At 69.4% G+C, this 23272-nt stretch carries 15 protein-coding genes and 1 tRNA gene; 14 read left to right on the plus strand and 2 right to left on the minus strand.

Annotation, left to right across the window (positions count from 1 at the left end; genetic code table 11):
* Positions 1 to 95: 95 nt before the first annotated feature.
* Entirely contained in the window at positions 96 to 3923 is a 3828-nt protein-coding gene (locus tag BKH28_RS00145) for a multifunctional oxoglutarate decarboxylase/oxoglutarate dehydrogenase thiamine pyrophosphate-binding subunit/dihydrolipoyllysine-residue succinyltransferase subunit (protein ID WP_075416930.1), read from the minus strand.
* Between the two features lie 224 nt (positions 3924 to 4147).
* On the opposite strand from BKH28_RS00145, the gene BKH28_RS13605 reads away from it, so the two are divergent.
* The 5 genes from BKH28_RS13605 (at position 4148) to BKH28_RS00165 (ending at position 10057) form a co-directional block, all read left to right on the plus strand.
* Positions 4148 to 4288 (plus strand): hypothetical protein, encoded by a 141-nt coding sequence (locus tag BKH28_RS13605; RefSeq protein WP_171971959.1) that lies wholly within the window; start codon positions 4148 to 4150, stop codon positions 4286 to 4288.
* Positions 4285 to 5628 carry a hemolysin family protein gene (locus tag BKH28_RS00150; protein WP_075416931.1) on the plus strand — a complete coding sequence of 448 codons (1344 nt, stop codon included), beginning with the start codon at positions 4285 to 4287 and terminating at the stop codon, positions 5626 to 5628. Before BKH28_RS13605 ends, BKH28_RS00150 begins: the two co-directional genes overlap by 4 nt.
* Complete coding sequence (locus BKH28_RS00155) at positions 5625 to 6704, plus strand: hemolysin family protein (protein ID WP_075416932.1); 1080 nt, start codon at positions 5625 to 5627, stop codon at positions 6702 to 6704. The genes BKH28_RS00150 and BKH28_RS00155 overlap by 4 nt, the downstream gene beginning before the upstream one ends.
* A 737-nt stretch (positions 6705 to 7441) precedes the next feature.
* Positions 7442 to 9289 (plus strand): peptidoglycan DD-metalloendopeptidase family protein, encoded by a 1848-nt coding sequence (locus BKH28_RS13095; RefSeq protein WP_256695402.1) that lies wholly within the window; start codon positions 7442 to 7444, stop codon positions 9287 to 9289.
* A gap of 12 nt (positions 9290 to 9301) precedes the next feature.
* Entirely contained in the window at positions 9302 to 10057 is a 756-nt protein-coding gene (locus BKH28_RS00165; protein WP_075416933.1) for a glycerophosphodiester phosphodiesterase family protein, read from the plus strand.
* A 141-nt stretch (positions 10058 to 10198) separates the two neighbouring features.
* Here the strand turns inward: BKH28_RS00165 and BKH28_RS00170 are convergent.
* A tRNA-Arg gene (locus BKH28_RS00170) sits at positions 10199 to 10274 on the minus strand.
* Between the two features lie 132 nt (positions 10275 to 10406).
* Here BKH28_RS00170 and argS point away from each other — a divergent pair.
* From argS to rho, 9 genes are all read left to right on the plus strand, one after another.
* Positions 10407 to 12083, plus strand: coding sequence for an arginine--tRNA ligase (gene argS, locus BKH28_RS00175; RefSeq protein ID WP_075416934.1), 1677 nt, complete (start codon positions 10407 to 10409; stop codon positions 12081 to 12083).
* 6 nt (positions 12084 to 12089) lie between these two features.
* On the plus strand, positions 12090 to 13550 hold the full coding sequence (lysA, locus tag BKH28_RS00180) for a diaminopimelate decarboxylase (RefSeq protein WP_075416935.1): 1461 nt from the start codon (positions 12090 to 12092) through the stop codon (positions 13548 to 13550).
* A 482-nt stretch (positions 13551 to 14032) separates the two neighbouring features.
* Positions 14033 to 15886: a DUF5979 domain-containing protein gene (locus BKH28_RS00185; RefSeq protein WP_075416936.1), complete on the plus strand. Its 1854-nt coding sequence runs from the start codon at positions 14033 to 14035 to the stop codon at positions 15884 to 15886.
* Positions 15887 to 16141: 255 nt separating this feature from the next.
* The gene (locus tag BKH28_RS13485; RefSeq protein WP_178388793.1) at positions 16142 to 16309 is read left to right on the plus strand and encodes a hypothetical protein; all 168 of its coding nucleotides are present in this window, start codon (positions 16142 to 16144) and stop codon (positions 16307 to 16309) included.
* Between the two features lie 268 nt (positions 16310 to 16577).
* Positions 16578 to 17906, plus strand: coding sequence for a homoserine dehydrogenase (locus BKH28_RS00190; RefSeq protein WP_075416937.1), 1329 nt, complete (start codon positions 16578 to 16580; stop codon positions 17904 to 17906).
* 1 nt (position 17907) lies between these two features.
* Entirely contained in the window at positions 17908 to 18810 is a 903-nt protein-coding gene (gene thrB / locus BKH28_RS00195; protein ID WP_075416938.1) for a homoserine kinase, read from the plus strand.
* A gap of 228 nt (positions 18811 to 19038) precedes the next feature.
* On the plus strand, positions 19039 to 20187 hold the full coding sequence (locus BKH28_RS00200; protein ID WP_075416939.1) for a CE1758 family FMN-dependent luciferase-like monooxygenase: 1149 nt from the start codon (positions 19039 to 19041) through the stop codon (positions 20185 to 20187).
* Between the two features lies 1 nt (position 20188).
* Positions 20189 to 20974, plus strand: coding sequence for a CE1759 family FMN reductase (locus BKH28_RS00205; protein ID WP_081379969.1), 786 nt, complete (start codon positions 20189 to 20191; stop codon positions 20972 to 20974).
* Positions 20975 to 21351: 377 nt separating this feature from the next.
* Positions 21352 to 23272 (plus strand): transcription termination factor Rho (gene rho / locus BKH28_RS00215; protein WP_075416940.1); only part of this gene is annotated, 1921 nt, incomplete at its 3' end.

Below are 23272 nucleotides of genomic sequence, written 5' to 3' on the forward strand. Positions count from 1 at the left end.
TCTTGACATTATCGTGACCTTGGGTTGTAACGGTGGAGGCTGACGGCATTTCGGAGGGGCTGACCGGGGACGGACCGGTGATGACCGGCCTCGTCTCAGTCGCGGGCGAAGGCCTGGTGGAGGATCTCCTCCTGCTGAGCGCGGTGGTCGCCGGCGGTGCCCACCGCGGGGGCGGCGGCCTCGGGCCGGGAGACCAGCGTGGGCAGGACACCACCGGTCAGCTCGGTTGGCAGGTTGAGCGCCAGGTAGGGCCACATGCCCTGGTTGGCGGGCTCATCCTGCACCCACACCAGCTCGGCCCCGCTGAAGGGCGCCAGCGCCTCGGCGATGGCCGAGGTCTCAAGCGGGTAGAGCTGCTCGAGGCGGACGATGGCCGTGCTCGTGTCCCCGGTCTTGGTCCGGTGGGCCAGCAGGTCGTAGTAGACGCGCCCCGAGCACAGCAGTACCCGGTCCACGCCCTGTTTCTGCGCCGCGGCCAGGACGGCGTCGTCGGTCTCCCCGATGACCGGCTGGAAGGTGCCGGAGGTGAAGTCCTCCACCGGCGAGCAGGCGGCCTTCAGACGCAGCAGCTGTTTGGGGGTGAAGACGATGAGCGGGCGGCGCGGGCGGCGGTAGGTGTGCTCGCGCAGCAGGTGGAAGTAGCTGGCGGGTGTGGAGGGCTGGGCCACCAGCATGTTGTCCTGGGCGCACATCTGCAGGTAGCGCTCGATGCGGGCCGAGGAGTGGTCCGGTCCCTGCCCCTCCTGGCCGTGGGGGAGCAGCATGACCAGGCCGGAGCGCTGCCCCCACTTCTGGGCGGCGGAGGTGACGTACTCGTCGATGACGGACTGGGCGCCGTTGGCGAAGTCGCCGAACTGGGCCTCCCACATCGTCAGTCCCTCGGGGCGCTCCACCGAGTAGCCGTACTCGAAGGCCAGGGCGGCGTACTCGCTGAGCAGCGAGTCGTAGATCTCCAGAGGCGCCTGGTCCGGGGTGAGGAAGTTCAGGGGCGTCCACTCCTGACCGGAGGTGTGGTCGTGCAGGACGGCGTGACGCTGGGCGAAGGTGGCGCGGCGGGCGTCCTCGCCGGCCAGACGGATCGGCACGCCCTCCATGAGCAGGCTCCCCAGGGCGATGAGCTCTCCGAGCCCCCAGTCGATGCCGCCCTCGCGTGTGGCCTCGCGGCGCTTGGCGAGCATGGCCTGGAGCTTGGGGTGGACGGTGAAGGACTCGGGCCAGGCGACCTGGGCGTCCCCGATGCGCTCGACGACGTCGCGCGGCACGGCCGAGGTCCAGCCGAGCATCATGCCGATCCCCGCCTGCTGGGAGTAGGGGATCTCCAGGGAGGACAGGGGCATGCCCACCTTCGTGGGGTCCGACAGGTCCTGCGCGGAGGCGTCGGTGGCCTCCCCGGCGTCGCCGGAGCCCGTGCCCCCGGTGACCTGGACGCGGGCCTCGGTGAAGATCCTCTCCAGCTCGTCCTGATAGCTCTTGGCGATCTCCTGGGCCTCCTGCGGGGTGATGTCGCCGCGCCCCACGAGGGCGGAGGTGTAGACCCCGCGGGTGGAGTCCAGCGAGTCGATGAGCCGGTACATGAGCGGCTGGGTCATCGAGGGGTCGTCGCCCTCGTTGTGTCCGCGGCGCCGGTAGCAGATGAGGTCGATGATGACGTCCTTGTGGAAGGTGCGTCGGTACTCGTAGGCGTGGCGGGCGGTACGGGCCACCGTCTCGGGGTCGTCGGCGTTGACGTGGAAGATCGGCACCTGCAGGCCCTTGGCCAGGTCGGTGGCGTAGATGGTGGAACGGGCCGAGGCCGAGCCGGTGGTGAAGCCGATCTGGTTGTTGACGACGATGTGGACGGTGCCGCCGGTGCGGTAGGCGGGCAGCTGGCTCATGTTGAGGGTCTCGTACACCACGCCCTGGCCGGCGAAGGCGGCGTCACCGTGGACGAGGACCGGCATGACCGTGTAGCCCTTCTCGCCCAGGCCGATGCGGTCCTGCTTGGCGCGCACGATGCCCTCGACGACGCCGTCGACCGTCTCCAGGTGGGAGGGGTTGGCGGCCAGGGAGACGCGGGTGGACACGCCGTCGGTCCCGGAGAAGACGCCCACGGTGCCCAGGTGGTACTTGACGTCCCCGGTGCCGGCGCCCTCGATGACGCCGTTGCCCTCGAACTCGTCGAAGACCTGGGCGTAGGACTTGCCGGCGATGTTGGTGAGCACGTTGAGGCGGCCGCGGTGAGCCATGCCGATGACGACCTCGTCGAGGCCGTCGTGGGCGGCGGCGTCGAGCAGGCGGTCCAGGGTCACGATGAGGGACTCCCCGCCTTCGAGGCTGAAGCGTTTCTGGCCCACGTACTTGGTCTGCAGGAAGGTCTCGAAGGCCTCGGCCTGCTCCAGCTTGGTGAGGATCCGACGGCGCTCCTCGTCACCGATGTCCTCCCAGTCCCGCTCGAGGCGCTCCTGCCACCAGGCGCGCTGAGCCGGGTCCTGGATGTGCATGTACTCCACGCCCACGGTGCGGCAGTAGGCGTCGCGCAGCATCTTGAGGATCTCGCGCAGGGTGGCCCGATCGCGCCCGCCCAGCCCCCGGGTGGGGAAGGAGCGGTCCAGGTCCCACAGGCTCAGCCCGTAGGAGGTGATGTCCAGGTCGGGGTGGCGGCGCAGGCGGTAGGTGAGCGGGTCGTTGTCGGCGGCCAGGTGGCCGCGCTGACGGTAGGCGTGGATGAGCTCGGCCACGCGTGCCGGCTTGCCGGTCTCCAGCTCGGGGTCGTAGGTGGTGTCTCGCATCCAGGTGACCGGCTCGAGAGGGATGCGCAGGGACTCGAAGGCCCGGTTCCAGAAGCCGTCCAGTCCCAGGAGCTTGCGCTCCACCAGGCGCAGAAACTCACCTGAGGCGGCGCCCTGGATGACGCGGTGGTCGTAGGTGGAGGTCAGGGTGACGACCTTGCCGATGGCCTGGCGGGCCAGGGTGTCGGGGCTGGCGCCGGCGAAGGCGGCCGGGTAGTCCATGCTGCCGACCCCCACGATGAGTCCCTGACCGGGCATGAGGCGTGGCACCGAGTGCAGGGTGCCGATCATGCCGGGGTTGGTCAGGGTCACGGTGGTGCCGCGGAAGTCGTCGAGGTCCAGCTTGTTGTCGCGGGCCTTGGCCACGAGGGCCTCGTAGGCCTCCACGAACTGGGACAGGTCCATGAGGTCGGCCTGCTTGATGGAGGGCACCAGCAGGCGGCGCTGCCCGTCGGCGCCGGGCACGTCGATGGCCAGGCCGAAGGCCACGTGGGCGGGTTCGTGCAGGACCGGCTTGCCGGCCTCGTCGACCCCGTAGGAGACGTTCATCGAGGGAATCTCGGAGAGGGACTCGACCACCGCCCAGCCGATGAGGTGGGTGAAGGAGACCTTGCCGCCGCGGGTGCGGGCCAGGTGACTGTTGATGACGGCGCGGTTCTCGATGAGGACCTTGGCGGGCACGGCCCGGGCGGAGGTGGCCGTGGGCATGGACAGGGAGTCGTCCATGTTCTTGGCGGTGCGGGCGGACGCCCCCTTGAGCCTGGTGGTGCTGTCCTCGCAGGTGTCACCGTCCTGGTCGTGCGCGGGGTGTGCGGCCAGGCGCTGGGCGTAGGGGGAGGTCGGGGGCGCAGTGTCCGACGGGGGGGCCGGCGGGAGGTCGGAGCGCGTGACGTCCTGGACGGCGGAGGAACGGCGCAGGGGAGAGGCGGCCTGAGGCGTGATGGTGGCCCGGCGCGGACCACCGGCGGCTGCCGGCGCGAAGCCGTTCGAGGGGCCGTGACTCGGGTGGTGCAGGCCAGCATTCGGGTCGGTCTCGAAGAGCTCTCGCCACTGGGGGCTCACAGAGGAGGGATCCGCCGACCAGGCGGCCCGCATTTCCTCCACCATCCACTCGTTGGCACCGAAACCTGGGCTGATCTGGTCCTGCGTGGGCACGTCGGGTCTCCTCGGAGCTCGTCAGTCTCCCGTTCCGGCACTGGGAGCCTTAGCGGGACCCCGGGGAGGAACGGCGGTGTTCACCGGACATCCTAGAAGGTGAAGGGTGTCTCAAGCGAGCAAATGCGGGACCAAGGACACATGCGTGTCCCGGCTGTGACACCTCCCTGCGTCCGGGTTGCGACAGTCTCAGAGGAGGACCGTGGTGGTACCGTTCGGTCACTATGCGATCGGCTTTCCGCCGGGCCCGCAGGCGCCGCACCCGCACGCACCGCGCCTCCTCGCCCGCCTCTGACCACCCCCACCCCGACTCGTCCGCCTCCGGCGCCCACGTCGTACTCCACATGGGGGAGTGGCCCGCATGACCGACTGGCTCATGATCGCCGTCGGCGTGGTCCTCACCGTGGGCACCGCCCTGTTCGTGGCCGGCGAGTTCTCGCTGGTCGCCCTCGACCTCTCCACCGTCGAGACCCGTGCCGCCACCGGGGACAGGCGCGCCACCACCGTCCGGCGCGCCCTGGGCCGACTGTCCACCCTCCTGTCCGGCGCCCAGGTCGGCATCACCCTGACCACGGTGCTCCTGGGCTACACCATGCAGGCCGCCCTGGCCAATCTGCTCACCGACCTCATGAGCCACTGGATGGCCGTCTCCGTGGCCACCGGCGCCGCAGTCGTCATCGCCCTCATCGTCGTCAACGCCTTCTCCATGGTCATCGGCGAGCTCATCCCCAAGAACGCCACCCTGGCCGACCCCATGCGCGCCGCCGGCCTCGTGGCCCCCTTCCTCATGGGCTTCACCACCCTCCTCAAGCCCCTCATCGTCCTGCTCAACGGCGCCGCCAACGCCGTCCTGCACGCCATGGGCATCGAACCCGCAGAGGAGCTCAGCGGCACCCGCAGCGCCGGCGAGCTCGCCTCCCTCGTGCGCCACAGCGCCGAGGAGGGCACCCTCGACGCCTCCACCGCCACCCTGCTCACCCGCTCCATCGGCCTGGGGGCGCTGACCGCCGTCGACGTCATGACCGACCGCGGTCGCCTCCACACCCTCGAGGCCGACGACTCCGCCGAGGACGTCGTGCACCTGGCCCGCGCCACCGGCCACTCCCGCTTTCCCGTCATCGGCCGCGACGTCGACGACGTCATGGGCATCGTCCACCTGCGCCGCGCCATCGGCGTCCCCTACGAGCGGCGCGCCGACGTGCCGGTGGCCTCCACCTCCCTCATGACCCCCGCACCCCGAGTCCCCGAGACCATGCCGTTGGCCGACCTGCTCGTCGAGCTGCGCGCCCAGGGCTCCCAGATGGCCATCGTCGTCGACGAGTACGGCGGCACCGCCGGTGTCGTCACTCTTGAGGACGCCGTCGAGGAGGTCGTCGGGGACGTCGCCGACGAGCACGATCGCCGCCGCGCCGGCGCCCACCTCGACCCCTCTGGCCACTGGGTCGTCCCGGGGTGGATGCGCCCCGACGAGCTCGCCACCCGCACCGCCATCCAGGTCCCCGACGACGGCCCCTACGAGACCCTCGGCGGCCTGGTCATGACCGAGCTCGGCCGCATCCCCGTCGTCGGCGACGTCGTCGAGCTGACTCACGCCTCCCTGACCGTCGACGCCATGGACGGGCGCCGCGTCACCCGCCTCCACGTGCGCCCCAAGGACCCCGAAGCCGCCCCCAGGGACCAAGGAACTGAGGGGGAGTACCGATGAGCACGCCCCTGGCCCTGGTGGTCACCGTTATCCTCCTGGCCGGCAACGCCTTCTTCGTCGGCGCCGAGTTCGCCATCACCTCCTCGCGCCGCAGCCAGCTCGAGCCGTTGGCGGAGGCCGGCGACGCCCGTGCGGCCACCGCCCTGTGGGCCCTGCAGAACGTCTCGCGCATGCTGGCCACCGCCCAGCTCGGCGTCACCCTGTGCTCCACAGGTCTGGGCGTCGTCGCCGAGCCGGCCATCGCCCATGCCCTGGAGCCCCTGCTCGCGACCGTCGGCGTCGGGCACGCCGGCTCCCACGCCGTCGCCGTCGTCATCGCCCTGGTCATCGTCGTGGGTCTGCACGTCGTCGCCGGGGAGATGGTGCCCAAGAACATCTCCATCGCCTCCCCGGAGAAGGCTGTGCGCTGGCTGGCCCCGCCACTGGTGTGGTGCTCGCGCGTCTTCAGCCCCGTGGTCAACGCTCTCAACGGCTTCGCCAACGGGGTCCTCAAAGTCCTGGGCATCGAGGCCAAGGAGGAGATCTCCGCCGCCTTCAACGCCGAGGAGGTCGCCTCCATCGTCGAGCGCTCCACGGCCGAAGGCGTCCTGGAGGACTCCACCGGCCTGCTCAGCGGCGCCCTGGAGTTCTCCGAGGAGACCGCCGGCAGCGTCATGGTGCCCCTGAGTGAGCTCGTCACCTTGCCCCAGGACTGTACCCCGGAGGACGTGGAACGGGCCGTGGCCTCCACCGGCTTCTCCCGCTTCCCGCTCGTGGCCGATCAGGCCGCAGCCGACGGGGGAGAGGAACCGGCCATCACCGGCTACCTGCACCTCAAGGACATCCTCTACGCCGACGGCGCCGACCGCACCGAGCCGGTACCCGCCTGGCGCGCACGCGCACTCGTGCCCGTCGGATACGACGATGAGGTCGAGGAGGCGCTGGCAGCCATGCAACGTTCAGGGGCCCATCTCGGGCACGTGCGCAATGCGCAGGGACGCTTCGTCGGGGTCCTCTTCCTGGAGGACATCCTCGAAGAGCTCGTCGGCGAGGTCAACGACGCCATGCAGCGCGAGGAGTACCAGCGCCGTGATTAAATTGTGATTTAGGCGGTGAAGTCAGCGGGTACCCACAACTCGGGCCGCCTCGGGAGACTATCGTCGACCGCTGCGCAGGCAGTGGTGACCAGGTGCTGATTCGTTCGGATGACACGTGTTTCTGGCTCAAGGACGGCTCTGTGGACGGAACCTTGATATTTGTGTGAGAAGTACAGGTCACACAAAGGTGTGCTGGTTCTCCTGGCGAGACCCACAGGAGACCGCTACTGTTTTAACCGAGTACAACCCAGGCTGTCGCCCTGGCAGCCGCCACGTCGTGATCGCCGGGTTGCCGGCAGCAACGACTTCCCTATGACAACAGCCACCTGGAGGCTTCCCGCGTGACCCCGCAGCCCATGAGTCGACGCCAGCGTCGCGAGGCGGAACGTGCTGCCGAAGCCGCTCGCCAGGTCGCTGAGGCGCAGGTCGGAGCCGCCCCGTCGTCACCGTCGACGACGCACACCACTCACGTCGCAGGTGCCACTCGCCGCTCACGTCGCGACCTTCACGCTCACCGTGCCGAGAGCGGCGCCGCCTCGAGTCCCGTCACCGCTCCGAGTCCATCGGCTCTGCCGGACGTTCCACTCGCCCCGCAGAAGCAGAACCATCCGCAGCGGCCCGTGGCAGCGGCGGTCCCTCCGGGATCTGTATCGGGCGCCCGGACGGGAACACGCCCAGGTGGAGGATCGTCGCGCTCGGTTCCCACAGCCCCGGCGGAGTCGCAGCCCGTTGCGCCGATGAGCCGCATGGCCCGCCGGCGTCAGAACGCCGCGTCTGCGGCCCCGTCCGTCTTCTCCTCCTCATCGCAGAGCTCCGACGACACCCGTCCCACCCGGCGCTCCCGCAAGGACCTGCGCTCGGCCCAGGTTCCTGAGGACACCCAGCAGACGTGGGAGAACCCCGCCGTCGAGAGCACACCGCAGCACCAGTCCCACCGACCCGAGGTCCGCTCGGGGAACCGCCACGACCAGCACCGCTCTCATCGTGGCGAACAGGCCGCGCCCTCGGCCGCACCATCAACGCCCTCGGCTCTGACGCCCCTGGTCGCGGCCTCACTGGCCGAGTCCACCTCGGCTCTCGGACCGACAGCCAGTCAACCCACCGGCACCACTCCGTGGTGGGCCGAAGGCGGCACGGCTTCTGCTTCGCCCAGCAGCACACAGCGCCACCGTCACGCGGCCGGACAGACCGCCGCTGCTGAGCCGAAGGCCGGAACGGTCTCGGAGACTGCCTCCCGTTCTGGGGGCCGCCGCCAGCAACGCGCCGCTGCGGCTCCCACCGGCGTCTCGGCCGCCTCAGCGGCCTCGGCCAAGTCTGTCGTGGCCTCCACCACCCACCATGCCGCCCTCTTCGGAGCCCCCGGCACGCAGGCGGACCGCGCCGCCGCCCAGACACCCCAGGCCGAACCGTCAGCGCCAACGGAGCAAGCGACCGCGACTCCCTTCGCTCCCGAAGCCCCTCATGAGATCCGATTCTCACAGCGGATCACGGACTTCCGTGGCGCTGAGACCATCGAGGTCCCTGAGGTCCGCAAGATCATGGCTGCCCGCAAGGCCGGGGTGCCGCTGGCAGACGAAGCGGCCATTCGTGCCATCAAGGCCGCCCGGAGCACCAAGAAGGCCAAGCCCGAGACGACGGCCGCCGAGACCAAGGGGAGCAGGGCCGCAGATGAGGCTGCCGCCCCGACGTCGTCGGCCAGGACCACGGCAACATCGAAGCCGGACACCCACCGTGACTCCTCGACCGGACCCGCCCCCGTGCGTCCCGTCCGCCGTCGCACCGGTTCCGGGATTCTGGGGCGCACCGCCGTCCTGTCGGTCCTGGCCGTGGCCACAGTGCTCGCCCCCTTGTCCAGTCACCTCGACAACACCCCGCTGGCCTCGGCCTCCATGAAGATGCATTCCGGCGGCTCCCCCACGCAGGGCCCGGCCGCCAGCGGGACGAAGTCCTCGTCCGTGGCCAGCGCCGTACTCGGCAGCGACGACCTGGAGTCGGCCTCCGACACCCAGCTGTCCAACGTTCCCGACGCCGCCACCCGGGCCAGGATCCGCGAGGCCTTCCAGAACGCCGCCAAGACCTGCTCCTCGGCGACCGGCGCCTCCGGCGACACCAGCGCCTTCAGCTCCAAGCCGCAGCTGTTCTACCCGATGCTTCCGGGCACCTACGAGATCTCCTCGGAGTATGGCTACCGCACCCACCCCACCCTCGGCTACCGCAAGCTGCACGCCGGGCAGGACATGGCCGCCCCCGTGGGGACGCCCATCTACGCGGCCGCCGCCGGCACCGTCACCACCGCCGGCATGGTCGATGGCACCGGAACCATCACCATCAAGCACGAGATCGACGGCCAGGTCTGGTACACCAGCTACCTGCACATGTACGAGGACGGCATCCACGTCAAGGTCGGTGACAAAGTCACGGCCGGTCAGATGATCGCCGGAGTGGGCAACACGGGCCGGTCCTCCGGTTCTCACCTGCACTTCGAGGTGCGCACCAAGGACGACACCGCCGACGAGTCCACCGTGGAGCCGTGGGGCTGGCTCAAGCAGCACAACGCCGTCGAGCTCACCACCAACTGCAGCTGAGGGAGACCAACTGTGCCGCCTGCCGCGTCACGAACCCGCCGTCCCGCCGTCATCGCCCACCGCGGCGGGGGACGCGAGGTTCCTGAGAACACCTGGAGCGCCGTCGAGCACGTGGCAGCGCTCGGGCTGGAGTGGATGGAGACCGACCTGCGGCTGACCGCCGACGGCATCGTCGTGCTCAGTCATGACGAGGACCTGCGCCGCACCGCGAATGACCCCCGCACCGTCGGAGAGGTCATGTGGGCCGAGATGGCCGACCTCGACTCCGGCGACGGGCGCGGCTTCGTCCGACTCGATGACGCCCTGTACGCCCACCCGACGATGAAGTTCAACGTCGATCTCAAGGACTCCTGCGTCGTCCAGGCCGCCCTGCAGACGGTGCGAGACGCCCAGGCCCTTGAGCGAGTCCGCTTCGCCTCCTTCTCCGCCCGGAGGCTGGCCGTGCTGCGCCGCCAGGAGCCACGGGCCATGACCTCCCTAGGGGTCAGCGACGTGCTCGGACTCATGCTGCGCAGTGAGGCGGCCGTCCCCCTGCCCCAGACTCGTTGGGGCTGGACACGTGGCAGGGTCGACGCCGTCCAGGTGCCGGAGAGCTATCACGGCGTCCCGGTGGTCACCCGCCGCTTCGTCGCCTCCGCGCACACCGCGGGCCTGGAGGTCCACGTCTGGACGGTGGACGATCCCGAGCGGATGCGTCGCCTGGCCGACCTCAACGTGGACGCCATCATGACCGACGTACCCAGTCTCGCCGTCCAGACCCTCAGCTGAAGAAACCCGTCAACAGCCCGGAGTCGGCGGACGGCCTGGTGGAACCCGGTGGAAACCGCTCGGCCCCGCCTTGGCCAGAAGAATTGTGCCGCAACACGCATGAGCGAGCCCCCGCCGCGGGTGGCAGCGGGGGCTCAGAGGTGGTGCCCCGGACAGGATTCGAACCTGCGACTTCCTGCTCCGGAGGCAGACGCTCTATCCACTGAGCTACCGGGGCCCGAGGCGTGACTGTACCAGTGTCCTGGCCCCGGAGCGAAACCGGCGCGAGACTGCGACATGTCCCACGATGCCCTGCGGTTTCCGGTCTCGCTCGTGATCCGGCCCGCCCGTTGACGGTACGCTGACGCGCGTGACTCCAGAAGAGCTTGCCGCAGCCATCCGCACCATCCTGGAAGAGGCCTCTGCCGAGGGATCCCTCGCCCTGCCCGCCGCCGAGATCCCCGACCCCCGCGTCGAGCGTCCCCGCAACCGCGACCACGGCGACTGGTCCACCAACGTGGCCATGCAGCTGGCCAAGAAGGCGGGCACCAAGCCGCGCGATCTCGCCGAGCTGCTCGTCCCGCGTCTCGAGGCCCTCGACGGCATCGCCTCCGTGGAGGTCGCCGGCCCCGGCTTCCTCAACATCCGCCTCGACGCCGCCAGCGCCGGCGAGCTCGCCCGCTCCATCGTCGAGGCCGGAGAGGCCTACGGCTGCAATGACTCCCTGAGCGGTCAGCACATCAACCTCGAGTACGTCTCCGCCAACCCCACCGGCCCGGTGCACCTGGGTGGCGCCCGCTGGGCCGCCGTCGGCGACTCCCTGGCCCGAATCCTGTCCGCCTGCGGCGCCCAGGTCACCCGGGAGTACTACTTCAACGACCACGGCACCCAGATCGACCGCTTCGCCGCCTCCCTGCTGGCCTCCGCCCGTGGCCAGGAGACCCCCGAGGACGGCTACGGCGGCGCCTACATCAGTGAGATCGCCCAGCAGGTGACCGCCGACGAGCTCGCTGCCGGCCGCCCCGCCCCGGCCACTCTGCCCGACGCCGAGGCCGTCGAGGTCTTCCGAGCCCGCGGCGTCGACCTCATGTTCGCCGCCGTCAAGGCCGAGCTGCACGCATTCCGCTCCGACTTCGACGTCTTCTTCCACGAGGACTCCCTGCACACCTCCGGCGCCGTCGAGCGCGCCATCGACCGTCTGCGCGAGCGCGGTGTCATTGAGGAACGCGACGGCGCCACCTGGCTGCGCACCACCGACTTCGGGGACGACAAGGACCGGGTCCTCATCAAGTCCGATGGGAACACCTCCTACTTCGCGGCCGATCTCGCCTACTACCTGGACAAGCGCGAGCGCGGCGCCGACTGCGCCCTCTACCTGTTCGGGGCCGACCACCACGGCTACATCGGCCGGATGATGGCCATGTGCGCGGCCTTCGGCGACGAGCCCGGTGTCAACATGCAGATTGTCATCGGCCAGTTCGTCAACCTTGTCAAGGATGGTCAGCCCGTGCGCATGTCCAAGCGCGCCGGCACCATCGTGACACTCGGTGACCTCGTTGACGCCGTCGGCGTGGACGCCGCCCGCTACGCCCTGGCCCGCTCGTCCATGGACTCCGCCATCGATATCGACCTGGACCTGCTGGCCTCCACCTCGAGCGAGAACCCGGTGTACTACGTCCAGTACGCCCACGCCCGCACGCGCAACGTGGCCCGCAACGCCGCGGAGCACGGCGTGTCCCGCTCGGCCGGCTTCCTCCCAGCGGCGCTGGACGACCCGGCGGACTCCGCACTGCTCGGCGTGCTCGCCCAGTTCCCGGCGATCGTCACCCAGGCGGCGCAGCTGCGCGAGCAGCACCGGGTGGCCCGCTACCTCGAGCAGCTGGCCGCCGCCTACCACGCCTGGTACGGCGCCACCCGCGTCACTCCCCGCGGAGACGACCCGGTCACGTCCGGGCACGTGGCCCGCCTGTGGCTCAACGACGCCGTCGGTCAGGTCCTCACCAACGGGCTCGGTCTGCTGGGCGTGACCGCACCGGAGAGGATGTGACAGACGATGGCCGACCACGTGCCCGCCGGTGAGCCGCCCCTGGGGGCTCTGACCTGCCCCGAGCCCGAGGACCGTCCCGACCTGTGGCCCACCACGGCACGGCGCACGGTCGACGGTGAGCTCGCCCTGGGCGGGCTCACCGTCTCCGAGATCCTCGCCGACGCCCCCAGCCCCGTCTTCGTCCTGGACGAGGCCGACCTGCGTGGCCGCGCCGCCTCCTGGAGCGCTGCCATGCACGAGGAGTTCTGGCCCAGCTACGGCATGGCCGGGGGAGAGGCCTTCTACGCCGGCAAGGCCTTCCTGACCACCAAGGTCGCCCAGTGGGTCCTCGAGGAGGGCATGGGCATCGACACCGCCAGCCGCGGCGAGCTCGCCGCGGGACTGGCCGCCCTGCAGGAGGTGGACGGGGCGGAGGCCACCACCAGCGCCACCCGTCTGGGCCTGCACGGCAACGGCAAGACGCAGGCCGAGATCGCCGTCGCCCTCACCCACCACGTGGGCCACCTCGTCCTCGACTCCCTCGAGGAGGTCGAGCTCGCCGTCCGCGCTGTGCGCGATCTGCGCGCCAGCGGCGTCTACGGGCCCGAGGAGACCGGCAAGGTCATGGTGCGCCTGACCACCGGTGTGCACGCCGGTGGCCACGAGTTCATCTCCACCGGCCACGAGGACCAGAAGTTCGGCCTCTCAGTCCTCGGAGGCGCTGCCCGGCAGGCCATCGACGCGATCATCGCCGCCCCCGAGCTCGAGCTGCACGGGCTGCACTCCCACATCGGCTCCCAGATCATGGACCTGGCCGGCTTCCGTGAGGCCGCCCGCGTCGTCCTCAGCCTGCGCCACGAGGTCGCCACGGACACGGGGCACCTATGCCCGGAGGTCGACCTGGGCGGCGGCTACGGCATCGCCTACACCGGCGCGGACCCGGTGCCGCCCAGCCCGGCGGAGGTCGCCCGGACCCTCGCCGAGACGGTGCGCGAGCTGTGCACGGAGCTCGGTGACACGGTCCCGCACGTGTCCGTCGAGCCCGGGCGCAGCGTCGCCGGACCGGGCACCGTCATGCTCTACACGGTCACCGGGCTCAAGCGAGTCGAGCTGGGGGAGGGGGCCTCGCGCCTCTACGTGAGCGTCGACGGCGGCATGAGTGACAACATCCGCCCCGCCCTCTACGAGGCCGCGTACACGGCCCTGGTCGCCAACCGCCGACCCGGTCCGCAGGTCGGGCTAGTGCGCAGCCGGGTGGTGGGCAAGCACTGCGAGTCCGGCGACGTCGTCGTGCGTGACGTAGACCTGCCTGCGGACCTGGCCGTCGGCGACGTACTGGCCGTACCTGCCACAGGGGCATATGGGCGCTCCATGGCCTCCAACTACAACCTCTTCACCCGCCCCGGTGTGCGCTGGGTGCGTGAGAGCGAGTCGGGGTGGGTCCTGCGTCCTGAGACCATCGAGGACCTTCTACGCCTCGAGGGTTGAGACCTCCCGGACCTCACAGGAGCGCCGTCGTTCCAGGAACAATTCCTGGAACGACGGCGCTCCTGTATGCAATCTGATGAAAGCGTGAGTCAGTTCTGAAGGCAATGACAACCTGAAAGAAGCCTGAGTGAGGTTGCCCTGAAACGAGGCTGACGACCGATTGTTTTGGAGGGTCGACACAACTGAAGCGCGGTCCGTCTGATAGGGGAAGCACAGCGTCAGCACAGTCTAGCGAGGCGAGTCTTGTGTAGTACCTACAAACATCTGCGGGATAAATTGTATTAAACGTAAGTTTTGAATGTGATGAGACTGTGAGGTCGCGCGTGTTTTGGGTGTTCGCTGTTCCCAATCAGTCGGTTTGTGACACAGTGGTCTTGGTCATCACGGGGCGACCTTTCCCTCTCCTGAACAGACGGTGGGAACGTTCGGTGATGTTTCACAAGGCAGACCCTTGTCATCTATGCCAGGAATCCGGAGAACCCATGAACACAATGTCCACGGGCGCCGCCTCTCGGCCGGCCCTCTCGCGAGGGGCGGTGAGGGGGGCCGCCGCCATCCTCGCTCTCTTCCTTGTCGCGATCATGTCTCAGTTCGCCCCTCAGGCGAGCGCCGAGGAGAACAAGAGCGTCAACGTCACCAACCTGTCTCTGACACGTGTGGACGGCAACAACGTTGAGCAGGACGGAAAGCTCAACACCTACGACCTCGCCCGCCTCAGCTTCGACTGGAGCGGCGTCGACGCCAACCTCAAGGCCGGAGACTCCTTCACGATCGGTCTGGGTGAGTACTTCACCAACCTGCAGAACAGCGAGTCCCACCCGATGACCGTCGAGTACGGCGGCAAGGATGTCGAGGTCGGTACCTGCACCCTGACCGTCAAGGACGTCACCTGCACCTTCAACTCCAAGGTTGACGAGCTGAAGGCCGCCGGCTTCCACAACTTCAAGGGTTCCGGCTCCGCCCTGGTGGCCGTTGCCAAGGCCACCGACGTGCAGACCGTTGACTTCACTGTCAACGGCGTGACCACGACCGTCACCCTGCCCGGTGGCGGCGGCATCGACGGCCCCAAGGAGAGCGACTGGGAGCTCACCAAGTGGGCCTCCAGCTTCTACAACAACTACAAGGAGCTGACCTGGGGTGTGAACTTCGGGACCAACCAGACCACTGGTGACAAGCTCGGCAAGACCTTCGACGGCTCCCGCCAGAGCATCGTCTTCACCGATACCCTCGGCGGCGGCATGACCTTCAACCAGGCTGACGCCACCCGTACGGTCCTCAACCTGCGTCCTGCGGATGGCAAGTCCATCCCGGTCACCAACGCCGCCGGCCAGGACGCCACCACCCAGTACGGCGACTTCGATGTCAAGGCCACCTACTCCCAGGACGGCCGCACTGCGACCTACGAGGTCACTGGTCCGTTCCAGAACGGCACCAACTTCACCCTGGAGTACCCCGTCTCCTTCGTGGACGCCAACGGCAACGCCGTCGCCGCCTCCCGGGGCACCTCCTACGAGAACACCGTGAACCTCAACGGCACGGACCTGACCAGCACTCAGAGCCAGTCCTACGTCCAGTACTTCGACATCTCGGTCCAGATGGAGCCCGGCTTCGGCGGCTTCAACGTGACCAAGGTCGTCGAGGGTGACGCTGCCGCACAGGCCGCCGGCTCCAGCTTCGTCGTCGACGTCGCCTACGAGCTGCCGGCCGCAGCCAGCTCCTACCCGGACTGGAAGGCTCCCGAGGGCCAGAAGGCCACCGGTGAGGGCCGCTCCGGAACCTCCTCCGTCACGGTCAAGCCGGGTGAGCCGGTCGCCTTCGACGGCACCTTCCCCGTGGGCACCAAGATCACGCTCACCGAGGACACCTCCAAGGCTCAGCCCGCCGCCTCCGGCTTCAGCTGGGGCGAGCCGGTCTTCACCGTGGACGGTCAGAAGACCAACACCTTCACCATCCGCGACCAGGAGCTCGTCAAGGTCTCCCTGACCAACACGACGACCGCGACGCCGCCGACGACCACGCAGATGCCGCCCACGGCGTCCAACCCGCCTGCGACCCCGCCGGTCGACACCCCGCCGACGACCACCGCGACGCCGCCGACGACCACGCAGGCCCCGCCCACGGCGTCCAACCCGCCTGCAACCCCGCCGACGACCACGCAGCAGCCGCCGAGCACCCCGGGTGCTCCGGTACCGCCCACCTCCACCCCGAAGACGCCGAACGGTGGTACCCCGCCGCTGGCGCACACCGGTGCTAACGCCGTTGCGCTCCTGCTGCTCGCCGGCGCCGGCCTGGGTGGCGGTGCCCTCCTGGTGGCTCGTCGCCGCAAGGCCTCCTGAATGCGGGTAACCGCCTCTCGGGTCTGAGCACTCTGTCATCAGAGCCCACCTAGTGGCCCCGCCCCGGTTCAACCGGGGCGGGGCCACTGGTCATCTCTGCCCAGGGCCGCCAGCACTCCGCCGGCCCTGCTCCGAGGCCTGCCGAAAGCAGGACAACCCATGGGATCGTCTCAGCCATGAGGAGGAGGCCCCTCTCCTCGCTAATCGTTCTCCTGGGGGGCGCTAGGCGGTGCGATGCTTTTCTAACCTGAAGGCATGAGCGCAACGACCTCCTCCTCTCCGTCCTCACTGACGTCCTTCGTCTCCTCCCTGGAGCAGCCGCCCCCGGCCTGGGGGTACTCCGACGGTGCGACCACCCCGATGTCCATGGGCCTGGGACGGGTGATCGCTCGGTTGCTCAAGCAGATCATCTGGCGCCGCTGAGCGCGCCCTTCCGTCCGCGCGGTCTCTGACGGGTTTTGGAGGTGCCTCTCCTGGCCTCATCGGACCAAGGAGCACAGGATGGCCGTGTGTCCACAGGCGGACATGCAAGCGCTCCACGGCCGATGCCCCTTATGCTGGCCCGCAGCGATGGCCAGCGCGGGTGGGCGGCCGGTTGACCGTGCCCGCCGTGACTGGCCTCATCGCATGACGCAGTCGAAGTGCCCACGCGCGGCACGCAACACAGCACACACAGCAAGGTGGTCATCCCGTGGCTCAGGACCTCTCACCCGCCCAACGCACACTCACAGTCGGCGTCCTTGGCGCCGGGACCGTTGGCAGCCAGGTCATTCGCCTCCTCACCGAGCAGGTCGACGACTTCGCCGCCCGCTCCGGTGCACGTCTTGAGATTACGGGCGTCGCCGTCCGTGATGTCAACGCGCCGCGTGACGCCTCCGTCCCCCGGGACCTTCTCACCGATGACGCCACCGCCGTCGCCACCGGGAACGACCTGGTCATTGAGCTCATCGGCGGGATCGAGCCGGCCCGCACCCTCATCCTGGCCGCTTTCAAGGCCGGGGCCAGCGTCATCACCGGCAACAAGGCCCTCATCGCAGCCCACGGCCCCGAGCTCTACGCCGCTGCGGCGGCGGCCGGCACCGACTTCTACTACGAGGCCGCTGTCGCCGGCGCCATCCCGGTCGTCTATGCGCTGCGCGAGTCGATGGCCGGCGACCGCGTCACCAGCGTTCTCGGCATCGTCAACGGCACCACCAACTACATCCTCGATGAGATGAGTACCAAGGGCCTGTCCTTCGAGACCGCCCTGGCCACCGCCCAGGAGCTCGGCTACGCCGAGGCCGACCCCACCGCCGACGTCGACGGCCTGGACGCCGCCGCCAAGGCCGCCATCATCGCCTCGCTCGCGTTCCACACCCGCGTGGGCCTCGACGACGTCTCCGTCGAGGGCATCCGCGCGGTCACCGCCGACGACATCCGCGAGGCCCACGCCTCGGGCTGCGAGCTCAAGCTGCTCGCCATCGCCCAGCGCCGCGACGACGAGCACGCCCAAGGCGTCTCCGTGCGGGTCCACCCCGCTCTCGTGCCCAGTGACCACCCGCTGGCCAGTGTTCACGGGGCCTACAACGCCGTCCTCGTCGAGGCCGAGAGCGCCGGGCGCCTCATGTTCTACGGACAGGGCGCGGGGGGAGCCCCGACGGCATCCGCGGTCCTGTCCGACGTCGTCGCCGCCGCCGCCCACCGGGTCCATGGCGGTCAGGCGCCCCGTGAGTCCTCCTACGCGAGCCTGACGGTCCTCGGCCCGGAGGCCGCCGTCACCCGGTACCAGATCCAGCTGCGCTCCGAGGACGCCGTCGGTTCGCTGGCCGCCATGGCCACGGTCTTCGCCGACAACGGCGTCTCCATCAACTCGGTGCGCCAGAGCGCCTACGTCACCACCGATGGCAGCGAGGACCAGGCCGTCGTCACCTTCGTGACCCACCCGGCTCCCGTCTTCCACCTCGACGCCGCTGTCGAGGGGCTGCGGGCCTCGGAGCGGGTCGCCGAGATCGTCTCCATCCAACGCGTCGAGGGTGAGTGACATGCGCATCGTCTACGAGCGCGCCGCCGTCCGGGTCCCGGCAACAACGGCGAACATGGGCCCCGGCTTCGACTCCTTCGGCATGGCCTTCCGCTACTACGACGAGGCCTCGGTGCGGCCGATCACCGGCACCACCCGCGTCATCGTCGAGGGTGTCGGCGCAGAGACTGTCCCCACTGACGATGACAACCTCGTCGTGCAGGCCCTGCGGGCCGGTCTGGACGCCGTCGGCGCGCCTCAGGCCGGCTTCGAGATGCGCTGCGTCAACCGGATCCCCCACGGCGGAGGCATGGGATCCTCCGCCAGCGCCGCGGTCGCCGGGCTCATGCTGGCGCGCGGTCTCATCTCCGAGCCCGAGGCCCTCAGCGACGACCGGATCTTCGCCCTGGCCACCGACTTCGAGGGCCACCCCGATAACGTCGCACCCGCCGTCTTCGGAGGCGCCACTGTCGCCTGGGTCGAGCGTGGGGGACACCCGCGTATGGCCCCCATGCCCGTGGACGCCTCCCTCGGCGTCAGCCTGCTCATCCCGCCGGCGACGACGCGCCTGTCCACCAAGGAGGCCCGCCAGGTCCTGCCGGTCTCCGTGCCGCGCGAGGACGCCCTGTTCAACACCTCACGTGCCGCCGTTCTCATGCTGGCACTCGCCGGACGCCCCGACCTGCTCATGGCCGGGACCGAGGACCGGCTCCACCAGGAGTACCGACGTGGGGTCCTGCCCGCCTCGATGGCGGTCATGGACTCCCTGCGTGAGCAGGGCTACCCGGCTGTCATCTCCGGCGCGGGCCCCACGGTGCTGGTCCTGTCCACCCTGGCCGACCAGACCCGTTTCGCCCTGGAGAGCCACGGTTGGAGCGTGCTCACCCCCGGGATCGACACTCGTGGGGCGGTCCTGACCTCCTGATCCGCGCTAACGGCTTCTTCATCCGCCTCCTTGATCGCGGGCGTCCCCGAGTCCAGGGGCGTCCGCGATCTGTGTCCGCCCTGGAGCCCCGGTGGGGTGGGCGTGCCACATTCCCAGGTGGGAAGCGCGTCACACTCAAGTAGTTGAGAAATAAACTATATATGTCTCCGGTTCCATCGGTACACAAGAGATCACGTAGAACCAGTGCAGGAACAGTGAGGACGTCGCATGCAGTTCGGAATCTTCACGGTTGGAGACATCACCACCGACCCGGCCACAGGCAAGGCCCCCAGTGAGCACCAGCGCATCAAGAACACTGTCGAGATGGCGGTTCTGGCCGAGCAGGCGGGCCTGGACTTCTTCGCCACCGGGGAGCACCACAACCCGCCCTTCGCGCCGTCGTCGCCCACGACCCTGCTGGCCAACATCGCTGCACGCACGGACAAGCTGCTCCTGACCACCGCCACCACCCTCATCACCACCAATGATCCGGTGCGTCTGGCCGAGGAGTACGCCTACCTCCAGCACCTCTCCGACGGACGCGTCGACCTCATGATGGGGCGCGGCAACACCGGACCGGTCTACCCCTGGTTCGGCAAGGACATCCGCAAGGGCATCTCGCTCGCGGTGGAGAACTACGACCTGCTGCGCCGCCTGTGGCGTGAGACCAACGTGGACTGGGAGGGCGAGTTCCGTACCGCGCTGCAGGACTTCACCTCCATGCCCCGCCCGCTCGACGGCGTCCCGCCCTTCGTGTGGCACGCCTCCATCCGCTCGCCCCAGATCGCCGAACAGGCTGCTTACTACGGAGACGGCTACCTGCACAACAACATCTTCTGGCCCATCGACCACGTCAAGAAGATGGTCGACCTCTACCGCGAGCGCTTCGCCTTCTACGGCCATGGCGAGCCCGAGCAGGCGATCGTGGGCCTGGGCGGCCAGATCTTCGCTGCCAGGAGCGAGGCCGAGGCCATCGAGCGCTACACCCCCTACTTCCGCAACACCTACGTCTACCAGGGTGCGGCTCTGGAGGAGATGACGCAGCACACGCCTCTCGCCGTTGGCACGCCCGAGCAGATCGTGGAGAAGTACCTGACCTACCGGGACGCGATCGGCGACTACCAGCGTCAGGCCTTCAACGTGGACCTGGGCGGCGTCCCGCACAAGGAGATCATGAAGCAGATCGAGTACCTGGGTTCCGAGATCGTCCCGGCACTGCGCGCCGAGCTGGAGCCCACCAAGCCCGAGGGTGTTCCGGAGGCACCGCTCCACCCGCGCCACCGGGCCCTGCTGGAGGGGGCCGAGCCCCCGGCTGAGGAGCCCTTCTCCCTGTCCAACGAGTTCGACCCGCTCACGGGCCGGAAGGTGAGTATCTGAGATGGCCCGGGAAACCTTTGACACGACGAGTGACAAGCAGGAGATGGACGACATGACCACTGGCACGGCTGCGCCCGTCGCCCCGTTCGGGGGCACCCAGTCCCTGGCCGGATCGCCGACCTATGATGCCTACGCCAATACCCAGATGGGGCGTCTGAGCCGGATCGTGGCTCTGCACGCCGGGGTCTCGGAGCCCTCGACCTCCCAGATGCTCGCCGAGCGGCTGGCTGAGTCGACTCGCAAGGCCCTGGAGTCCGACTCCCGCCTCGCCAGCATCGAGGTCATCGGGCTCAGGCCCCTGGTCAAGGACATCGCCCTGGCCAGTGTGGGCGGATTGGTGTCTGCCGACCTGCAGAAGGTGATCGACGCCCTGTCCGCCGCCGACGGCGTCATCCTTGTCAGCCCGGTCTTTCAGGCCTCCTACTCCGGACTGTTCAAGTCTGCCATGGATGTGCTGCCGGCCGGCACGCTTGAGGGCGTCCCCGTCCTGCTGGGGGCGACGGCCGGCACTGCGCGGCACAGTCTTGTCACCGAGATGGCGCTGCGGCCGCTGGTTGCCTACATGAAGGCCCTGCCGACGCAGACCGCTGTCTTCGCGGCCAGTGAGGACTTTGGCGCGGCCTGGCAGACGCCGTCATCCTCTGAGAGGCCCGAGTCGCCCTTGAGCGAGCGTATGGCCCGGGCGGGGCGGGAGCTGGCCACACTCATGGAGCGCTTCCCGCGCCAGGCGCCGGTCGACCCGCTGGCCGACTTCGCGCCCATGGGGGTGCTTCTCGCAGGTCGCTGAGGCCGTGAGCCTGGGGGCTCGAAGGGCAAGAGCCGACTCGGGTGCGCCCGAGTCGATCATCCAGGTGGGGCCGATCGCGCGTATGGTCGGCCCCATCGGTGTCAAGGCGGCGGCGAGAGATGTCATAGGTGGAATAACGGCGGCATACCCGGCGTTGCGCGCCGGTGTTCCGTTAGGCACTGCGCGAAGGGGCTGCTATGCTGGCGCCGTCAGCCGCGCGGATCGCACCACGCCGCTGACCGCACCAGCCCCGGACCTGAGGCTCAGGTCTCAGCAGGAACCGGCAGTGCATGACCCACCCCCGTGAACGATTCCGGGGGAGTCTCCCCAGTTGAACGTCTCCTTCTTCGGAGCGTCATCACACCGTTAGGACACTCGTGACCGAGACCTCCAGCGCCCAGCCCTCGCTTTCCACCATGCGTCTGGCCGAGCTTCAGTCGCTTGCCGGTTCCATGGGCCTCAAGGGCACCTCCCGTATGCGCAAGAGTGAGCTCGTTGCCGCTATCCGTCAGGCGCGCGGCTCCTCCGCCTCCACTCCCGACTCCCACAGCGCGTCGAACAGCTCGCCCGATGCCGGGGCGACCGACGCCGCCGACTCCTCTTCCTCCTCCTCTTCGACCGGTGAGCCCTCATCGGAGCAGCCCCAGGCCGCCGCCTCAGGGCGCTCCCGCCGCCGTCGTGCCACTGCCGCCTCCGGCTCCCCTGAGGAGCGCCGGTCCGCGCCGGTCCTCGACCTGGGCCTCGATCTGCCTGAGCGCTCCGACTCCTCCAGCGGCGACTCGGCCAAAGGCTCCGGCCATGACGAGGAGCGCCCCGCACGCAGCCGCTGGCGTGAGCGCGCCGAGCGCTCCGAGGCCGCTGAGGGTGGCGATGACCGCGACTCCCACGGCCGCTCGGAGCGGGGCGAGCGCTCCTCGCGCGATCAGCTTCGCCGCGGCCGCCGGCGCGCCCAGGCCTCCGCAGGTGCCCCCGAGAACCAGGAGCGCGCCTCGCGCGAGCCCCGCACCGACTCGCCCGAGGATCATGCCGACGCCAAGGCCGCCCTCATGCGGGACCTGGCCGATGCCACCGGAACCTCCGTCGTCGAGTCCCAGGAGCGCTCGCGTCGGGGCCGTGACGGCAATGATGACTCCGACGGCTACGACGACGAGCGCGGTGGGCGACGTCGTCGGGGCCGTAAGCGTGGACGCGACCGCTTCGACCGCGATGACCGCGACTCCGGCCGTGAGGGCCGCGACGGCAACGCCGGACGCGGCAACCGCAACCAGCCACGCGAGGACGAGGTCCTCCTGCCGGTCGCCGGCATCCTGGACGTCTCCGACAACCAGCACGCCTACCTGCGTACCTCCGGCTACCTGCCCGGCCCCAAGGACGTCTACGTCTCCAACCAGCTCATCAAGGACAACGGGCTGCGCGCCGGCGACGCCGTGACCGGCTGGGTCCGCGAGGGCGCCGAGTCCTCCACGCCCCACCAAGGTGGGCGCAACAACCGCCGTCAGAACCGGGCCGGCCGGGTCAAGTACAACCCCATGGTCAGCGTCGAGACCGTCAACGGCATGGACGCCGAGCGCTCCAAGCGCCGCCCCGAGTTCGCCAAGCTCACCCCCCTCTACCCCCAGGAGCAGCTGCGGCTGGAGACCACCCCCAAGGCCGTCACCCCGCGGATCATCGACCTGGTCTCGCCCATCGGCAAGGGGCAGCGCGGACTCATCGTCTCCCCGCCCAAGGCGGGTAAGACGATCGTCCTGCAGCAGATCGCCAACGCCATCAGCGTCAACAACCCCGAGGCCCACCTCATGGTCGTGCTCGTCGACGAGCGCCCCGAGGAGGTCACCGACATGCAGCGCACGGTCAAAGGTGAGGTCATCGCTTCCACCTTCGACCGCCCGGCCTCCGACCACACGATCGTGGCCGAGCTGGCCATCGAGCGCGCCAAGCGCCTCGTGGAGCTGGGCCAGGACGTCGTCGTGCTGCTGGACTCCATCACCCGCCTCGGGCGCGCCTACAACCTGGCGGCCCCGGCCAGCGGCCGGATCCTCTCCGGTGGTGTGGACGCCTCCGCCCTCTACCCGCCCAAGCGCTTCTTCGGGGCGGCCCGCAACGTGGAGAGCGGCGGCAGCCTGACCATCCTGGCCACGGCCCTGGTGGAGACCGGCTCCAAGATGGATGAGGTCATCTTCGAAGAGTTCAAGGGGACCGGGAACATGGAGCTGCGGCTGTCGCGCCAGCTCGCCGACAAGCGCATCTTCCCGGCCGTGGACGTGGCCGCCTCCGGCACCCGCCGTGAGGAGCTGCTCA

Source organism: Actinomyces oris, assembly GCF_001937665.1.
GTDB classification, from domain to species: domain Bacteria; phylum Actinomycetota; class Actinomycetes; order Actinomycetales; family Actinomycetaceae; genus Actinomyces; species Actinomyces stomatis.

What these genes read in the sequence shown, in the direction of transcription:
- BKH28_RS00155 (WP_075416932.1), top strand. Translation starts at nt 5,625, where the DNA reads ATGAGCACGCCCCTGGCCCTGGTGGTCACCGTTATCCTCCTGGCCGGC.
- BKH28_RS00150 (WP_075416931.1), top strand. Translation starts at nt 4,285, where the DNA reads ATGACCGACTGGCTCATGATCGCCGTCGGCGTGGTCCTCACCGTGGGC.
- BKH28_RS00200 (WP_075416939.1), top strand. Translation starts at nt 19,039, where the DNA reads ATGCAGTTCGGAATCTTCACGGTTGGAGACATCACCACCGACCCGGCC.
- BKH28_RS13605 (WP_171971959.1), top strand. Translation starts at nt 4,148, where the DNA reads ATGCGATCGGCTTTCCGCCGGGCCCGCAGGCGCCGCACCCGCACGCAC.
- BKH28_RS13485 (WP_178388793.1), top strand. Translation starts at nt 16,142, where the DNA reads ATGAGCGCAACGACCTCCTCCTCTCCGTCCTCACTGACGTCCTTCGTC.
- lysA (WP_075416935.1), top strand. Translation starts at nt 12,090, where the DNA reads ATGGCCGACCACGTGCCCGCCGGTGAGCCGCCCCTGGGGGCTCTGACC.
- thrB (WP_075416938.1), top strand. Translation starts at nt 17,908, where the DNA reads ATGCGCATCGTCTACGAGCGCGCCGCCGTCCGGGTCCCGGCAACAACG.
- BKH28_RS13095 (WP_256695402.1), top strand. Translation starts at nt 7,442, where the DNA reads ATGAGCCGCATGGCCCGCCGGCGTCAGAACGCCGCGTCTGCGGCCCCG.
- BKH28_RS00185 (WP_075416936.1), top strand. Translation starts at nt 14,033, where the DNA reads ATGAACACAATGTCCACGGGCGCCGCCTCTCGGCCGGCCCTCTCGCGA.
- BKH28_RS00205 (WP_081379969.1), top strand. Translation starts at nt 20,189, where the DNA reads ATGGCCCGGGAAACCTTTGACACGACGAGTGACAAGCAGGAGATGGAC.